Here is a 14981-nt window from a genome sequence, read left to right as displayed (position 1 = left end):
AGGTCACGGCACGGGCGGAGCGCCCTGTTTCGGTCACAATCGAATGAGGTCCCCATCCATGCGACTCCGGAACCGGCTGGGCTGACATGCTCGCCTACATCGTCCGACGCATCCTGCAAGCCGTCCCCGTGCTCATCGGCACCACGTTCCTCATCTACTTCATGGTCTTCTCCATGCCGGGGAACCCGCTCCTGTCGCTCTTCGGCGACAAGACGCCGAGCCCCGCGCTCCTCGCCCGCCTCGAGGAGCAGTACCACCTGAACGAGCCCTTCTTCGTCCAGTACCTGTACTACCTGGGAGGCGTCGTCCGCGGCGACTTCGGCATCTCGTTCTCCGGCCAGTCCGTCAACGAGATCCTCGCCCGCACCTTCCCGGTCACCCTGACGCTGGCCATGATGGCGATCGTCATCGAGATCGTCGTCGCGCTGACCATCGGCCTCATCAGCGGTCTGCGCAAGGGCAGCTTCTTCGACGCGAGCGCGCTGGTCGTCAGCCTCCTGCTCGTGTCGGTGCCGATCTTCGTGCTCTGCTTCATCGCGCAGTCCTTCTTCGCGATCCAGCTGGGATGGTTCCCTCCGACCGTCGGAGCCGACGCGTCGTTCCAGAGGCTGCTGCTGCCCGCGATCGTGCTCGCCCTGTTCGTGGTCGCCTCGGCCATCCGCCTCACGCGCGGGTCGGTCATCGAGACGGCCGGCTCGGACTTCGTGCGCACCGCGTACAGCAAGGGGCTCTCGCGACGCCGCGTCATCCCCGTGCACGTCCTGCGCAACTCGCTCATCCCGGTCACGACCCAGTTCGGAGCCGACTTCGGCCTCCTGATCGTCGGCGCGACCGTGACCGAGGGCATCTTCAACGTTCCCGGAGTCGGGAACACGCTCTATCAGGCGATCATCCGAGGTGAGCGGCCGACCGTCGTCTCCTTCGTCACGGTCATGGTGCTGTTCTACCTCGTGGTGAACATCCTCGTCGACCTGCTCTACGCCGTACTCGACCCGAGGATCCGCTATGCCAAATGAGTCCACCGGCGGCGCGCAGAAGGCCCGCCGCATCGACCACTTCGTGGCCCCGCTCGAGGAGACGCCGATCGCGTCGGTCGACGCCGTCAGCCTCGACGAGAAGCCCAGCAACCTCTGGACCGACGCGTGGCGCGACCTGCGCAAGCGGCCCATGTTCTGGATCTCGGGCGTCCTGATCCTCGTCATCATCGCCGTCGCGCTGTTCCCGGGCCTGTTCACCTCGGTGGACCCCCGCCAGTGCGCGCTCTCGTTCAGCAACCAGGGCCCCGGAGACGGCAGCCTGCTCGGCTACACCAAGCAGGGGTGCGACGTCTTCTCGCGGATCATCCACGGCACGTCCACGTCGCTGACCGTCGGCCTCATCGTGATCGTGATCACGACGGTCTCCGGCGTCATCGGCGGCGCGCTGGCCGGCTTCTTCGGCGGCTGGGTCGACACCGTGATCATGCGCCTCGGCGACATCTTCTTCTCGATCCCCTACATCCTCGCCGCGGTCGTCATCATGTCCGTCTTCTCGGCCTACCGGAACGTGTTCGTCATCGCCCTGGCGATCGGAGCGTTCGCCTGGCCGACGACGGCGCGCGTCCTGCGCTCCGAGGTCCTCCGCGTGAAGCAGGCCGACTTCGTCGGCGCCGCCACCGCGACCGGCCTCTCGCGCATGGCGATCCTGTTCCGGCACGTGCTGCCGAACTCGATCGCCCCCGTCATCGTCGTCACGACGATCTCGCTCGGCGCGGCCATCACCGCGGAGGCGACGCTGTCGTTCCTCGGCGTCGGCCTTCCCGGCTCGGTCATGTCGTGGGGCAACGACATCAGCCAGGCCCAGCGCGATCTGCGCACCAACCCGCAGACGCTGATCTACCCGTCGATCGCCCTGACGGTCACGGTGCTGAGCTTCATCCTCCTCGGCGAGTCGCTCCGCGACGCGCTCGACCCGAAGGCGAGGGCCCTCCGATGACCGCCACGACACCGAACGCACCCAGGGGGCCGCTGCTCGAGGTCACCGACCTCGAGGTCGGCTTCCAGACCGGCAGCGGACTGGTCCCCGCCCTCCGCGGAGTGAGCCTCACGATCGAGCACGGCCAGACCGTCGCGATCGTGGGGGAGTCGGGCTCCGGCAAGTCGACGACCGCCGCCGCGATCATCGGCCTGCTCCCCGGCACCGGACAGGTCACCGCCGGCTCCGTGCTGTTCGACGGCAAGGACCTCGCGAAGGCGACGAGGACCGAGCTCGAGGACATCCGCGGCCGCCGCATCGGCTACGTCCCGCAGGACCCGATGTCGAACCTGAACCCCGTGTGGTCGGTCGGCTTCCAGGTCGAGGAGACCATCAAGGCCAACGGCCTCGCGACCGGTCGCAAGGAGGTGCGCGCCAAGGCGATCGAGGTCCTGCAAAACGCGGGCCTCGCCGACGCGGAGAAGCGCCTCAAGCAGTTCCCGCACCAGTTCTCGGGCGGCATGCGCCAGCGCGTGCTGATCGGCATCGGCCTGGCCGCGGCACCCCAGCTGCTGATCGCCGACGAGCCCACCTCGGCGCTCGACGTCACGGTCCAGCGCCGGATCCTCGACCACCTCGAGACGCTGACGAAGACCGACGGCACCGCGCTGCTCTTCATCACGCACGACCTGGGCCTCGCCGCCGAGCGCGCCGAGAAGCTCATCGTCATGTACAAGGGCCGCATCGTCGAGTCCGGCGCCTCGGTGGAGGTGCTGCAGAACCCGCAGCACCCCTACACGCAGCGCCTGATCGCGGCGGCGCCGAGCCTCGCGTCGCGCCGCATCCAGTCGACGGCCGGCCGAGCCGTGGAGTCGGTCCCCGGCGAGTCGGAGGCCGTCCGCGAGGTCGACCTGGTCGGCGCGGGTGCCGCGCACCACGCGGGCGCGGTCGCCTCGGGCGCCCCGATGATCGAGGTCGACGGCCTCACCAAGGTCTTCAAGATCCGCCGCGGCGGCCTGAAGGCCGAGGACTTCACGGCCGTCGACAACGTGTCGTTCTCGATCCCGAAGGGCACCACCACGGCGCTCGTGGGCGAGTCCGGCTCGGGCAAGTCGACGATCGCCCGCCTGGTGCTGGGCCTCGAGACGGCGACCTCCGGAGCGATCTCGATCGCCGGCCGCCGGACCGAGAAGCTCAAGGGCCGCGACATGCTGGCGCTCCGGCGCTCCATGCAGCCGGTGTTCCAGGACCCGTACGGCTCGCTCGACCCGCTCCACAACATCGGCAACACCATCTCGGAGCCGCTGCGGGTGCACAAGGTCGGCGACCGGACGTCGCAGCGCGAGCGCGTCCTCGAGCTGCTCGACCAGGTGTCCCTCCCGCGCGTGATCGCGAGCCGGTACCCGAACGAGCTCTCCGGCGGCCAGCGCCAGCGCGTGGCGATCGCCCGCGCGCTCGCGCTGAAGCCGGAGATCGTGGTGCTCGACGAGGCCGTGTCGGCTCTGGACGTCCTCGTCCAGGCGCAGATCCTCCGCCTCCTCGCCGACCTGCAGGCCGAGCTCGGGCTGACCTACCTGTTCATCACGCACGACCTGGCGGTGGTCCGCGTGATCGCCGACGACGTCTGCGTGATGCAGAAGGGCAGGATCGTCGAGCACGCCCCGACGGACACCGTGTTCGACTCGCCGCAGCAGGAGTACACCCGCGAGCTGCTCGACGCCATCCCCGGCGCCGGCATCGAGTTCGCGGTCTGACCGACCGTCACCTGGGCCCCGGCCCCGCCTGGAGCGCTCCTCGGAGCCCTCCGGAGCGGGGATCCGGGGCCCTTCGCCGTGCGGACGCCTCGCTGCGGTACGATGGATGGTCCCCCTTTTGCACGAGAACACGAGACGAGTCCGTATCCATGGCAAGTGCCACCCGCTCCGACCTGCGCAACGTCGCGATCGTCGCCCACGTCGACCATGGCAAGACCACGCTGGTCGACGCCATGCTCAAGCAGACGAACTCCTTCGACGCGCACGCCCACGTGGACGAGCGCGCGATGGACTCCAACGAGCTCGAGCGCGAGAAGGGCATCACGATCCTCGCGAAGAACACCGCTGTCTCGTACAGCGGCAAGCACGCGAGCGACGGTCCCATCACCATCAACGTCATCGACACCCCGGGCCACGCCGACTTCGGCGGCGAGGTCGAGCGCGGCCTGTCGATGGTCGACGGCGTCTGCCTCCTCGTCGACGCGTCCGAGGGCCCGCTGCCCCAGACCCGCTTCGTGCTGCGCAAGGCGCTCGAGGCGAAGCTCCCCGTCATCCTCCTGGTCAACAAGACCGACCGCCCCGACGCGCGCATCGACGAGGTCGTCGCCGAGAGCCAGGACCTGCTCCTCGGCCTCGCCTCGGACATGGCCGACGACGTGCCGGACCTCGACCTCGACGCGATCCTCGACGTCCCCGTGGTCTACGCCTCCGGCAAGGCCGGCCGCGCCTCGGCGAACAAGCCCGAGGACGGCACGCTGCCGGACGCCGAGGACCTGGAGCCGCTGTTCGAGGCGATCCTCAAGCACATCCCCGCGCCGACCTACGACGACGACGCGCCCCTCCAGGCCCACGTCACCAACCTCGACGCGTCGCCGTTCCTCGGCCGCCTCGCCCTCCTCCGCGTCTTCAACGGCACGATCAAGAAGGGGCAGACGGTCGCCTGGGTCCACCACGACGGCACCCACACCAACGCGCGCATCACCGAGCTGCTGATCACCAAGGCGCTCGACCGCTACCCGGCCGAGTCCGCGGGCCCCGGCGACATCGTCGCGATCGCGGGCTTCCCCGAGATCACCATCGGCGAGACCATCGCCGACCCCGAGGACATCCGCCCGCTGCCGGCCATCACGGTCGACGACCCGGCGATCTCGATGACGATCGGCACCAACACCTCGCCGCTCGTCGGCAAGGTGAAGGGCCACAAGCTCACGGCGCGGATGGTCAAGGACCGCCTCGACCGCGAGCTCATCGGAAACGTGTCGCTCAAGATCGTCGACATCGGACGCCCCGACTCCTGGGAGGTCCAGGGCCGCGGCGAGCTCGCGCTGGCCATCCTCGTCGAGCAGATGCGCCGCGAGGGCTACGAGCTGACCGTCGGCAAGCCCCAGGTGGTCACCCGCCAGGTCGACGGCAAGACGCACGAGCCCTTCGAGCACCTGACGATCGACGCTCCGGAGGAGTACCTCGGAGCGATCACGCAGCTCCTCGCCGCCCGCAAGGGCCGCATGGACGGCATGTCGAACCACGGCACCGGCTGGGTCCGCATGGAGTTCATCGTCCCGTCGCGCGGCCTGATCGGCTTCCGCACCGAGTTCCTCACCACCACGCGCGGCACCGGCATCGCGAACGCGATCCTGCACGGCTACGAGCCGTGGGCCGGCGCGATCGTCACCCGCAACAACGGGTCGATCGTCGCGGACCGCAACGGCGTCGTCACCCCGTTCGCCATCATCGCGCTCCAGGAGCGGATGACCTTCTTCGTGAACCCCACCGAGGAGGTCTACGAGGGCATGGTGATCGGCGAGAACTCGCGCAACGACGACATGGACGTCAACATCACCAAGGAGAAGAAGCTGACCAACATGCGTCAGTCCACGTCCGACACCTTCGAGTCGATGACGCCGTCGCGTCAGCTGACGCTCGAGGAGTGCCTCGAGTTCGCCCGCGAGGACGAGTGCGTCGAGGTCACCCCCGAGGTCGTCCGCATCCGCAAGGTGGAGCTCGATGCGAACGCCCGCGCGCGCATGACGAGCCGCCTCAAGAAGCAGGGCTGAGCCCCGGGCGCCTCGGCGCCCGCCCACGACGAGACCGGCCGGAGCGATGCTCCGGCCGGTCTCGTCGTCTCCGCCCGGTGCTGCAGCGTGCAGCGCCGATCCCGTCCCTCGCGGTCCGGATCAGCCCGCCGGACTCGGAGAGGGAGAGGGGGTCGAGGACTCCGCCTCGAGCGTCGAGGTGACGAAGGAGACGAACGCCGCCGCGTCGTCCGGCTTCCCCGTGTACTGCTCGCCGTTCACCAGCACGGTGGGCGTCGACTCGAGCTTCGGCAGCGAGGAGTTCGCGAGGGGGAGCGAGGTGGCCCGCTCGGTCGCGGCCTTCACCCAGGGCCGGAACTCGCCCGCGGTCATGCAGGCGAGGACGTCGTCGTCGGTGACGCCCGCTCCGGTCACCAGCGCCCGCAGAGCGTCGTCGTCGAGGCCCGTCGTCCCCTCCGCCGGCTGCTGCGCGAAGAGCGCCGCGTTCACGGCGAGGAAGCGGTCCGGATCCTCGTCGGCGACGCACGCCGCGGCGTTCGCGGCCCGGCTGGAGTACTCGGAGCCGGCCGAGGAGGAGTCGAGGATCGCCACCGGGTGGATCTCGAGCGTGATCGCCCCCTTCGTCAACCACGACTGCAGCTGCTCGGCGTTCGCCTTCTCGAACTGCCCGCAGTACGGGCAGAGGTAGTCGACGTAGAGGTCGACGGCGACGACTCCGCCCGCCCGCGTGGCGCTCTCGTCGGTCGGGACGGGGGATGCTCCCGGAGCGAGTGCCGCGGTCGTCGTCGCCGTCACGGCCGAGCCGTCGCCCGCGAGGACGATGCCGTCGCTGAGCATGTTCGCCGGGCCGGCGCTCGCGACCTCCTGCTGCGACCAGACGTTCCAGCAGACCAGGGCCACGACCGCGAGGAGCCCGACGACCGCTCCGCCCTGCCCGAGCAGCCGGTTCCGGCGCCGCCGGCGCCTCTCGGCTTCGCGGCGCTCCCGCGCCTGCGCTCGGGCGAGCTCCTGGCGCTCGCGCTTGGTCAGGCCGCTTCTCGCACTGTTCCCGGACATCGCCGACGACGCTACGGGCGCAGGCTTCGGCGCGCCGTGGAGTGCGCCCGCCGGATCCTGGGACGGAGTGCGGGTCCTCTCAGGGATCAGGCGAAGAGGCCGGAGCCGAGGAAGTCGGTCTCGTCGCGAGCACCGGGCGGCACCGCGAACACGGCCGAGCCGACGTGCTTCACGTACTCGTTCAGCGCGTCCGTCGCGAGGTTCCGCTGCACGGTGACGAACTGCTCCGGGGAGCGCTGGAACGAGAGGAAGAACAGCCCCGCGTTCAGGCGCCCGAGCTCGTCGTTGCCGTCGACGAAGTTGTAGCCGCGCCGCAGGAGCCGCACTCCGTTGTTCACGCTCGGGTGCGCGAGGCGCACGTGCGACTCCTGATCGATCAGCGGGGCACCGGTGGCGCCGGCCGCTGCGAAGTCGGGCTCGGTGGACTCCGTGCCGCCCGAGAGCGGCGCGCCGGACCCTTTGCTGCGGCCGATGACCCGCTCCTGCTCGCCCAGCTGGCTGCGGTCCCACGTCTCGATGATCATCCGGATCTTCCGCGCGACCAGGTAGCTGCCGCCGACCATCCACGCGGGACCGTCGGAGGACGGGACCCAGACGTGCTCCTGGACGGCGTCAGCCTCCTCGGACTTCACGTTCGCCGTGCCGTCCTTGAAGCCGAACAGGTTGCGCGGAGTCGCCTGGGCGGTGGACGTCGAGGAGGTGCGGCCGAAGCCGAGCTGCGACCAGCGGAGCGAGGCTCGGCCGAACGCGATCCGGCTCAGGTTGCGGATGGCGTGCACGGCGACCTGCGGATCGTCGGCGCAGGCCTGGATGCACAGGTCGCCGCCGCCGGCCGACGGGACGAGCGCGTCGCCGCGGAAGCGGGGCAGGGCCTGCAGCTGCGGAGGCCGGCGGTCGGCGAGGCCGAAGCGGTCGGCGCCGGACTCGTCCGTGAAGAGGGTGGGTCCGAAGCCGACCGTGACGGTGAGGGACGCGGCGTCGAGCCCGAGCGCCTCCCCGGTGTCCTCCGGGGGAGCCGTGTCCGGCCCGTCCACCGCGCCGGTCTCGCCGACCTCGAGGCCCTGGGTCATCCGCGAGGCGGCGAGCGTCCAGTCCTTCAGGAGCTCGACGAGGTCCTCGCGCGTGGTGCCCGCGGCGAGGTCGAACGCGGCGAAGTGCAGACGGTCCTGCGCGGCGGTGGTGATGCCCGCCTGGTTCGCGCCGAAGAACGGCACGGTGCGCGTGGCGGAGGAGGCCGTCGCGCTGGCGGACGACGTGACGGCCACCGTGCCGCCCACTCCGGCGGCCAGCCCGGCCGTCCCCGCCGAGACGAGGCCGAGAAGCCCGCGCCGCGAGAGGCGGCGGGGCTCGTCGGCGGGCTGCTCGGAATCCGTCGGCCGGGCTCCCTCGTGCTGCTCGGCGCCCACTACGCGGCCGGCTCCTCGACGCCCAGCACCGTGTGGGTCAGCTGCGAGAGCGGCTCGGAGAGAGCGTTGACCGCGTCCGAGAGCTCCTTCTTCTGCTCCGCGGTGACGGTGGAGTACGCGGCGAAGCCGGAGTCGATCGAGCCGTACTGCGCGAGCAGGGCGTCGAGCTCGGAGAACCGCTGCGTGATCCGTCCGGTGAGGTCGGCGCCCTCGTCGCCGCTGGCGGTCGCGATCGGCTCGACGTTGCCGAACGCCACCTCCGCGCCCTGGACGTTCGCGGCGAAATCGGTGAGGTCGGTGCTCGACCACCAGTCCTCCTCGCCCGTGATCTTGCCGGCCGCGACCTCGTCGAGCAGGCCGATGGCGCCGTTGGAGATGTCGCCCACCGAGACGGTGAAGCCGGGCGCGTTCACGAGGTCGGCCAGGCTCTGCACGTCGTCGACGAGGCCCTGGCCGAACTGCGCGCGCTGCTCCGGGGTGGAGGGCGCCCAGTCGAGGAGCGCGCTCGTGCCGTCGGAGTTGAGCGCACCCTCCGCGGGGGCCCACAGGTCCTTCTCGATGCGGTGGAAGCCGGTCCAGTCCAGGCCCTCGGCGACGGCGTCGACCTCGCGGTAGTCGATGCGCGGGTCGAGGTCGCCGAACGCCTCCGCGGTCGGCTCGATCCGCTCGTAGAAGACGCGGGTCGACGCGAAGAGGCCGCGCGCCTTCTCGTCGTCGCCGGCCTCGTAGGCCTGGGCGAACTCGGCCACCGCGGGGAGCAGCTCGCCCACCTGCGACTTCACGTACGCCACGTAGTTGGTGACCGCCGCCTCCGTCGCCGCCTTCTCGTCCGCCGACTGCGCGGTGGCCTCACCGGTCACGGTGAACTCGCTCAGCCCGACCGGGGCGCCGACCTGCTGGAACTTGCAGGCGGTGTAGTAGGTGCCCGGCTCGAGCTGAGCGACGTAGGAGACGCTCTGGCCCGGGGTCACGTTCTCCTTCTCGCCCACGATCCGCAGCTTGTCCTCGGCCAGGATCTCGAACTCGTTGACGTCCGAGCCGCTGTTGGTCAGTGAGAACGTCACCGCTCCCGCCTCGGCGGTCGCCGTCGACACCTCGCAGGCGTCGTCCCTGATCGCGACGTCGAGCGCGGCGGAGGAGGAGGACGCGGGGGTGTTCGGCACGCAGCCCGTGAGGATCAGCGCCAGGGCGCCGGCTCCGGCGAGGCCGAGGGTGACGCGGGGGAGGGTGGGACGAGCGCGCGAGGACATGCTTCTCCTGGATCGGGGCGAGTGCGCCGGCGGTGCCGGAGCGGGTCAGACGGAGGTGGGAGCGGGAGCGGCGACCGGGGCCGCGCTGCCCCGTCGCGGGCCGCGCAGGCGGACCTGGCGGACGAACAGGGCGCCGACGACGACGAGGTAGAGCAGCCAGGCGGCGAACTGCAGAGCGGTCGGCTCGGGCGTGTAGTTGAAGAGGCCGCCGACCACGGCGGTCACGGGCGGCGGGAGGATCGGGCCGAGCGAGAACAGCGGGGTGCCCCAGCCGGGCAGGAGCGACGCCTCCTGCAAGTCGCCGACGCCGTAGGAGAGGACGCCGGCCGCGACGAGGATGAGGAAGCCGCCCGTCCAGGTGAAGAAGCGCCCGAGGTCGATCCGGACGAAGCCCCGGAAGATCAGGTACGCGATGACGACCGAGCTGAGGATGCCCAGCAGTGCGCCGACCGTGCCGACCCACGCGCTGGATCCCGACCCCGCACTGCTCGAGGACACGCTCGCCCAGACGAAGAGCGCCGTCTCGATGCCCTCGCGGCCGACGCTGATGAAGCCGAGGACCACGATGCCGAGGGCCGACCCCGCGACGGCGCCGTCGAGCCGGGACTCGAGGTCGCCCTTCATGCTGCGGGCGTTCGCGCCCATCCAGAAGATCATCCAGGTGACCAGCCCGACCGCGAGGATCGAGAGGCCGCCGCCGATGAGCTCCTGGGCCTGGAACGACAGGGTCGAGGGGCCCCAGGTGAGGATCGCACCGGTGACGAGCGAGATCGCGATCGCGGCGGCGATACCGGTCCAGAGCCGCGGCAGCACGTCGCGCCGGCCGAGCTTGGTCAGGTAGGCCACGAGGATGCCGACGACGAGGCCGGCTTCGAGGCCTTCGCGGAGGCCGATGAGGTAGTTTGCGAGCACGCGTGTTCTCTTGGTCGATGGTGGACGAGGAGGGGGCGACTCCCGCCCCGAGTCGATCCGGTCGGCGGGGCTCCGTTGTTCGGTAAGCCTTGCCTAACCCGAGTCGACTGTAGTCCGCTGCCCGGTCGCTGTCCAGAAGCGCCCGCAGCGGAGGCCGCGCAGGACGAGAGGCGGAGAGTGGACGCGGGCCGGGACGCAGCAGCGGAGCGGGTGGTGGCGGTGCACGCCCACCCCGACGACGAGACGATCACCATGGGCGGGACCCTGGCGCGGCTGGTGGCGCAGGGCGCCTCCGTCACCGTCGTCACCGCCACCCGGGGGGAGTGCGGCGAGGTCATCCCCGAGGACCTCGCTCCGCTCGAGGGCTCGGCCGAGCTGGCCGCGCACCGGACGACCGAGCTCGTCGTCGCCCTGACGGCCCTCGGCGTCGCCGACCACCGCTTCCTCGGCGAGGCGGGTGCCCGCGCACCCGGCCTCGCTCCGCGGGTCTACCGGGACTCCGGCATGCAGTGGGGGCCCGGCCGCGTCCCGGTGCCGCTCGAGCCGGTGCATCCCGCGTCCTTCACCGCCGCGCCCGAGGACGAGGAGGTGGCCGATCTCGTCGCCGTCCTCCGGCAGGTCGACGCGGGCGTCGTGCTGTCGTACGACGCGGGCGGTGGCTACGGCCACCCGGACCACGTCCGTACCGCCCGGGTCGCCGAGCGCGCCGCCGAGCTGCTGGGCCTGCGCTTCCTCGCCGTCCTCCCCGACGCGGCCCCGCCCCTCCCCGGCGACGTCGTGATCGAGCTGTCCGCCGAGGACCACGCCCGCAAGCGCGCGGCCCTCGAGGCGCACGCGACGCAGCTGGTGGTCGAGGGCGACGAGGCCCGCCTCTCGAGCGGTCCGCCGTTCCCCATCGGCCGCATCGAGCGCTTCCGCCCGGTCGCGCAGGCGGGGCGTCCGGCGCCGCTGCCGGAGGAGCGTCCGACGCTGGGATCGCGCGTGCTGTCGGGTGTCGCCGGAGTCCTGGTCGGCGCGGTGGTAGGAGCGATCACGACCGTCGCCCATCAGAGCACCGTGTCGGTCGGCGGTGTCGTCCTCCCGGTCGGCCTCGCCGCCTCCCTCGCCGGCGTGCTGCTGCTCCTGCTCGGGCTGCGCCTCGTGCTCATCGACCGGTTCGTCGCGTTCTGCACCGCGATGGGCCTGCTCGGGATGATCGGGCTGCTCGCCCTGCGCAGCACGGGCGGATCCGTCCTCGTCCCGGCGAACGGCCTCGGCGTGGCCTGGACCTTCCTCCCCGCCCTCATCGCCCTCGTCGTGATCGCCTGGCCGCGGCTGCGGGCGGATGCTCCCGCCGCCGCCCCGCGGCCGGCGGACGCCGACGCCCCGTCGGCCCCCGTACGATAGAGACACTGTTCGAAGGGACCTGGAGCACCGTGACCTACGTGATCGCACTTCCGTGCGTCGATGTCAAAGACCGCGCCTGCATCGACGAGTGCCCGGTCGACTGCATCTACGAAGGCGAGCGCTCGCTCTACATCCACCCGGACGAGTGCGTCGACTGCGGTGCCTGCGAGCCGGTCTGCCCCGTCGAGGCGATCTACTACGAGGACGACCTCCCCGAGGAGTGGTCCGACTACTACAAGGCCAACGTCGAGTTCTTCGACGAGATCGGCTCCCCGGGCGGAGCCGCCAAGGTCGGCGTGATCGCGAAGGACCACCCGGTCATCGCGGCGCTGCCTCCGCAGAGCCACTGAGGCCGCTCCCATGGCCCTCGGCGCGCTGCCCGACTACCCCTGGGACCTGATGGCGCCCTTCGCCCGCACGGCGGCGGAGCACCCCGGCGGGATCGTCGACCTGTCGATCGGCTCGCCGGTGGACCCGACGCCCGCCCCGATCCGCGACGCGCTCGCCCGCGCGACGGATTCGCACGCGTACCCCACGACCGTGGGTACCCCCGCTCTGCGCGAGGCGATCGCCGCCTGGTACGCGCGGCGGCGCGGAGTCGAGGGCCTCGGGATCGACGAGGTCCTGCCGACGATCGGCTCCAAGGAGCTCGTCGCCTGGCTGCCCTTCCTCCTCGGACTCGGGGAGGGGGACGTGGTCGTGCATCCGCGCGCCGCGTACCCGACGTACGCGATGGGCGCGGCGATCGCCGGGGCCGAGGCGCTCGCCTCCGACGACCCCGCCGAGTGGCCCGCGACGACCCGCCTGGTCTGGCTCAACTCTCCCGGCAACCCCGATGGCGCCGTGCTCGACGTGCCCGCCCTGCAGCGCGCCGTCGCGCGTGCCCGTGAGCTGGGCGCTGTGATCGCGGGGGACGAGTGCTACGCCGAGCTCGGCTGGGACGGCCGCTGGGCCGACGAGCCGATCCCGAGCGTCCTCGACCCGCGCGTGGTGGGGGAGGACCGCACCGGGGTCCTCGGCGTCTACTCGCTGAGCAAGCAGTCGAACCTCGCCGGCTACCGCGCCGCCTTCGTCGCCGGGGACGCGGCCCTGATCGCGCGCCTGGTGACCGTCCGCAAGCACGCGGGCATGATCGTGCCCGGTCCGCTGCAGGAGGCGATGATCGTCGCCCTCGCCGACGATGAGCACGTCGCCGCGCAGAAGGAGCGCTACCGCTCCCGCCGCGACCGCCTCCGGCCCGCCCTCGAGTCCGCGGGCTTCCGGATCGACCGCAGCGAGGCCGGACTCTACCTGTGGGCGACCGAGGGCCGCCCGGCCTGGGAGTCCATCGACCGCCTCGCCCGCCTCGGCGTCCTCGCAGGCCCCGGCGTCTTCTACGGGGAGGGCTTCCCCGAGCACGTGCGCCTCTCGCTGACGGCCTCCGACGAGCGGATCGACGCGGCCGTCGAGCGCCTGTCCGGGGGCCTCTGAGGCGTTCGACCCGGCCGATCCTGGCGGGTTCCGACAAGGCCCCGGCCCCAGCGCTGGGCGATGTCACAGTGCCCCCGCTTTGCCCATAGGCTGTATGTGGTTCGGTCGACGGTGCCTCACGAGGCCCCGGCTGCACCACGATCCAGACCCGGCGCCGCCCGCTCCGCGCGAGCGCTTCCGGGGTGCGACCGCGACGACCTGGGAGGCGTTGTGACCGAATCCGGCACGCAGAGCGACGGAACCGCGACGGTGGGCTCCACGGAGCCCGCGACCGGGAGCGCCACGACGCCGCCTCCCGCGCCGGCGGAGCAGGAGCTCCCCGAGAAGGTCACGCTCACCTTCGGCGACCGCACCGCGGACTTCCCGGTCCTGCGCAGCGTCGACGGCTCCTCGAGCATCGACTTCTCGACCCTGTCGAAGCAGACCGGCTTCATGTCGCTCGACTACGGCTTCGTGAACACGGCGGCGACCAAGTCGCAGATCACCTACATCGACGGCGACCAGGGGATCCTCCGCTACCGCGGCTACCCGATCGAGGAGGTGGCCACCAACGCGACCTACCTCGAGGTGGCCTGGCTCCTCATCTACGGCGAGCTGCCGACGGCCGACGAGCTCGCGGGCTTCGACGAGCGCATCCGCCGCCACACGCTCCTCCACGAGGACCTCAAGCGCTTCTTCGACGCGCTTCCCCACAGCGCGCACCCCATGTCGGTGCTCTCGGCCGGAGTGTCGGCCCTGTCGACGTACTACGAGGACAGCTCCAACCCGAAGGATCCGGAGGCTGTGGAGCTCACCACGATCCGCCTCCTGGCGAAGCTGCCCGTGATGGCGGCGTACGCCCACAAGAAGGCGATCGGCCAGGCGTTCCTCTACCCGGACAACTCGCTGAGCTTCGTCGACAACTTCCTCCGCCTCAACTTCGGCACGATGGCCGAGCAGTACCAGGTCGACCCGGTGCTCTCGAAGGCGCTCGACCGCCTCCTGATCCTCCACGAGGACCACGAGCAGAACGCGTCGACGTCGACCGTCCGCCTCGTCGGCTCGACCGAGGCGAACCTCTACGCCTCCGTCTCGGCAGGCATCAACGCCCTGTTCGGCCCCCTGCACGGCGGAGCGAACGAGGCGGTGCTCACCATGCTCGGCCGGATCCGCGAGTCGGGCGAGAGCGTGTCGACGTTCGTCGAGCGGGTGAAGAACAAGGAGGAGGGCGTGCGCCTGATGGGCTTCGGCCACCGGGTGTACAAGAACTACGACCCGCGCGCGAAGCTGGTCAAGGAGAGCGCCTCCGAGGTCCTGCAGGCCCTCGGCGTGAAGGACCCGCTGCTCGACATCGCGATGGAGCTCGAGGCCCTCGCGCTCGAGGACGACTACTTCAAGGAGCGGCGCCTCTACCCGAACGTCGACTTCTACACGGGCGTCATCTACAAGGCGATGGGCTTCCCGACCCGGATGTTCACCGTCCTCTTCGCGATCGGCCGCCTGCCCGGCTGGATCGCTCACTGGCGCGAGATGAACACCGACAAGCAGACCAAGATCGGCCGCCCGCAGCAGCTCTACATGGGCGCGCCCGAGCGCCACTGGCCGACCGACCGCTGACCGGTCCCCGAGAGCCCGTCCCCGCCGGGGGCGGGCTCTCGCCGTGCGGCGCACCCGCCTCTCGTCAGCCGTCCGAGGCTCGAACCTCTTCTTCGAGGCGGGACGCAGAGCGGCGTGGTCGCCGCGGACTCGATCAGCACCGGTCGTCCCGGGGTGCCGCCTGCT

Annotated in this window: 12 protein-coding genes; 8 read left to right on the top strand and 4 right to left on the bottom strand. The window is 71.2% G+C overall.

Annotated features, from left to right (window positions below; genetic code table 11):
- The first annotated feature begins 86 nt into the window (after positions 1-86).
- From GSU40_RS10615 to typA, 4 genes are all read left to right on the top strand, one after another.
- Entirely contained in the window at positions 87-1016 is a 930-nt protein-coding gene (locus GSU40_RS10615; protein ID WP_104222975.1) for an ABC transporter permease, read from the top strand.
- Positions 1006-1974 (top strand): ABC transporter permease, encoded by a 969-nt coding sequence (locus GSU40_RS10610; RefSeq protein WP_104222976.1) that lies wholly within the window; start codon positions 1006-1008, stop codon positions 1972-1974. The genes GSU40_RS10615 and GSU40_RS10610 overlap by 11 nt, the downstream gene beginning before the upstream one ends.
- Positions 1971-3707, top strand: a complete 1737-nt coding sequence (locus GSU40_RS10605) for an ABC transporter ATP-binding protein (protein ID WP_104277226.1) — start codon at positions 1971-1973, stop codon at positions 3705-3707. The genes GSU40_RS10610 and GSU40_RS10605 overlap by 4 nt, the downstream gene beginning before the upstream one ends.
- A 149-nt stretch (positions 3708-3856) precedes the next feature.
- Complete coding sequence (gene typA, locus GSU40_RS10600; RefSeq protein ID WP_104222978.1) at positions 3857-5761, top strand: translational GTPase TypA; 1905 nt, start codon at positions 3857-3859, stop codon at positions 5759-5761.
- Between the two features lie 120 nt (positions 5762-5881).
- Here the strand turns inward: typA and GSU40_RS10595 are convergent, their stop codons facing one another.
- From GSU40_RS10595 to efeU, 4 genes are all read right to left on the bottom strand, one after another.
- The gene (locus GSU40_RS10595) at positions 5882-6796 is read right to left on the bottom strand and encodes a thioredoxin domain-containing protein (RefSeq protein ID WP_160034917.1); all 915 of its coding nucleotides are present in this window, start codon (positions 6794-6796) and stop codon (positions 5882-5884) included.
- An 86-nt stretch (positions 6797-6882) separates the two neighbouring features.
- On the bottom strand, positions 6883-8202 hold the full coding sequence (efeB, locus tag GSU40_RS10590) for an iron uptake transporter deferrochelatase/peroxidase subunit (RefSeq protein WP_160034915.1): 1320 nt from the start codon (positions 8200-8202) through the stop codon (positions 6883-6885).
- On the bottom strand, positions 8202-9452 hold the full coding sequence (efeO, locus tag GSU40_RS10585) for an iron uptake system protein EfeO (protein WP_160034913.1): 1251 nt from the start codon (positions 9450-9452) through the stop codon (positions 8202-8204). The genes efeB and efeO overlap by 1 nt, the downstream gene beginning before the upstream one ends.
- Before the next feature lie 45 nt (positions 9453-9497).
- Positions 9498-10364: an iron uptake transporter permease EfeU gene (efeU, locus tag GSU40_RS10580; protein WP_104222982.1), complete on the bottom strand. Its 867-nt coding sequence runs from the start codon at positions 10362-10364 to the stop codon at positions 9498-9500.
- Positions 10365-10541: 177 nt separating this feature from the next.
- On the opposite strand from efeU, the gene GSU40_RS10575 reads away from it, so the two are divergent.
- The 4 genes from GSU40_RS10575 (at position 10542) to GSU40_RS10560 (ending at position 14816) form a co-directional block, all read left to right on the top strand.
- Positions 10542-11750: a PIG-L family deacetylase gene (locus tag GSU40_RS10575; protein WP_160034911.1), complete on the top strand. Its 1209-nt coding sequence runs from the start codon at positions 10542-10544 to the stop codon at positions 11748-11750.
- A 29-nt stretch (positions 11751-11779) separates the two neighbouring features.
- Positions 11780-12100: a ferredoxin gene (gene fdxA, locus GSU40_RS10570; protein WP_104222984.1), complete on the top strand. Its 321-nt coding sequence runs from the start codon at positions 11780-11782 to the stop codon at positions 12098-12100.
- Positions 12101-12110: 10 nt separating this feature from the next.
- Entirely contained in the window at positions 12111-13220 is a 1110-nt protein-coding gene (gene dapC / locus GSU40_RS10565) for a succinyldiaminopimelate transaminase (RefSeq protein WP_104328319.1), read from the top strand.
- 210 nt (positions 13221-13430) lie between these two features.
- Positions 13431-14816, top strand: a complete 1386-nt coding sequence (locus GSU40_RS10560) for a citrate synthase (protein WP_244229452.1) — start codon at positions 13431-13433, stop codon at positions 14814-14816.
- Positions 14817-14981: the final 165 nt, after the last annotated feature.

The sequence above is a fragment of the Rathayibacter sp. VKM Ac-2805 genome (genome assembly GCF_009834265.1).
Lineage (GTDB): Bacteria > Actinomycetota > Actinomycetes > Actinomycetales > Microbacteriaceae > Rathayibacter.
Note: the sequence above shows the minus strand (reverse complement) of the source record. Positions and strands in the feature narration are given on the sequence as shown.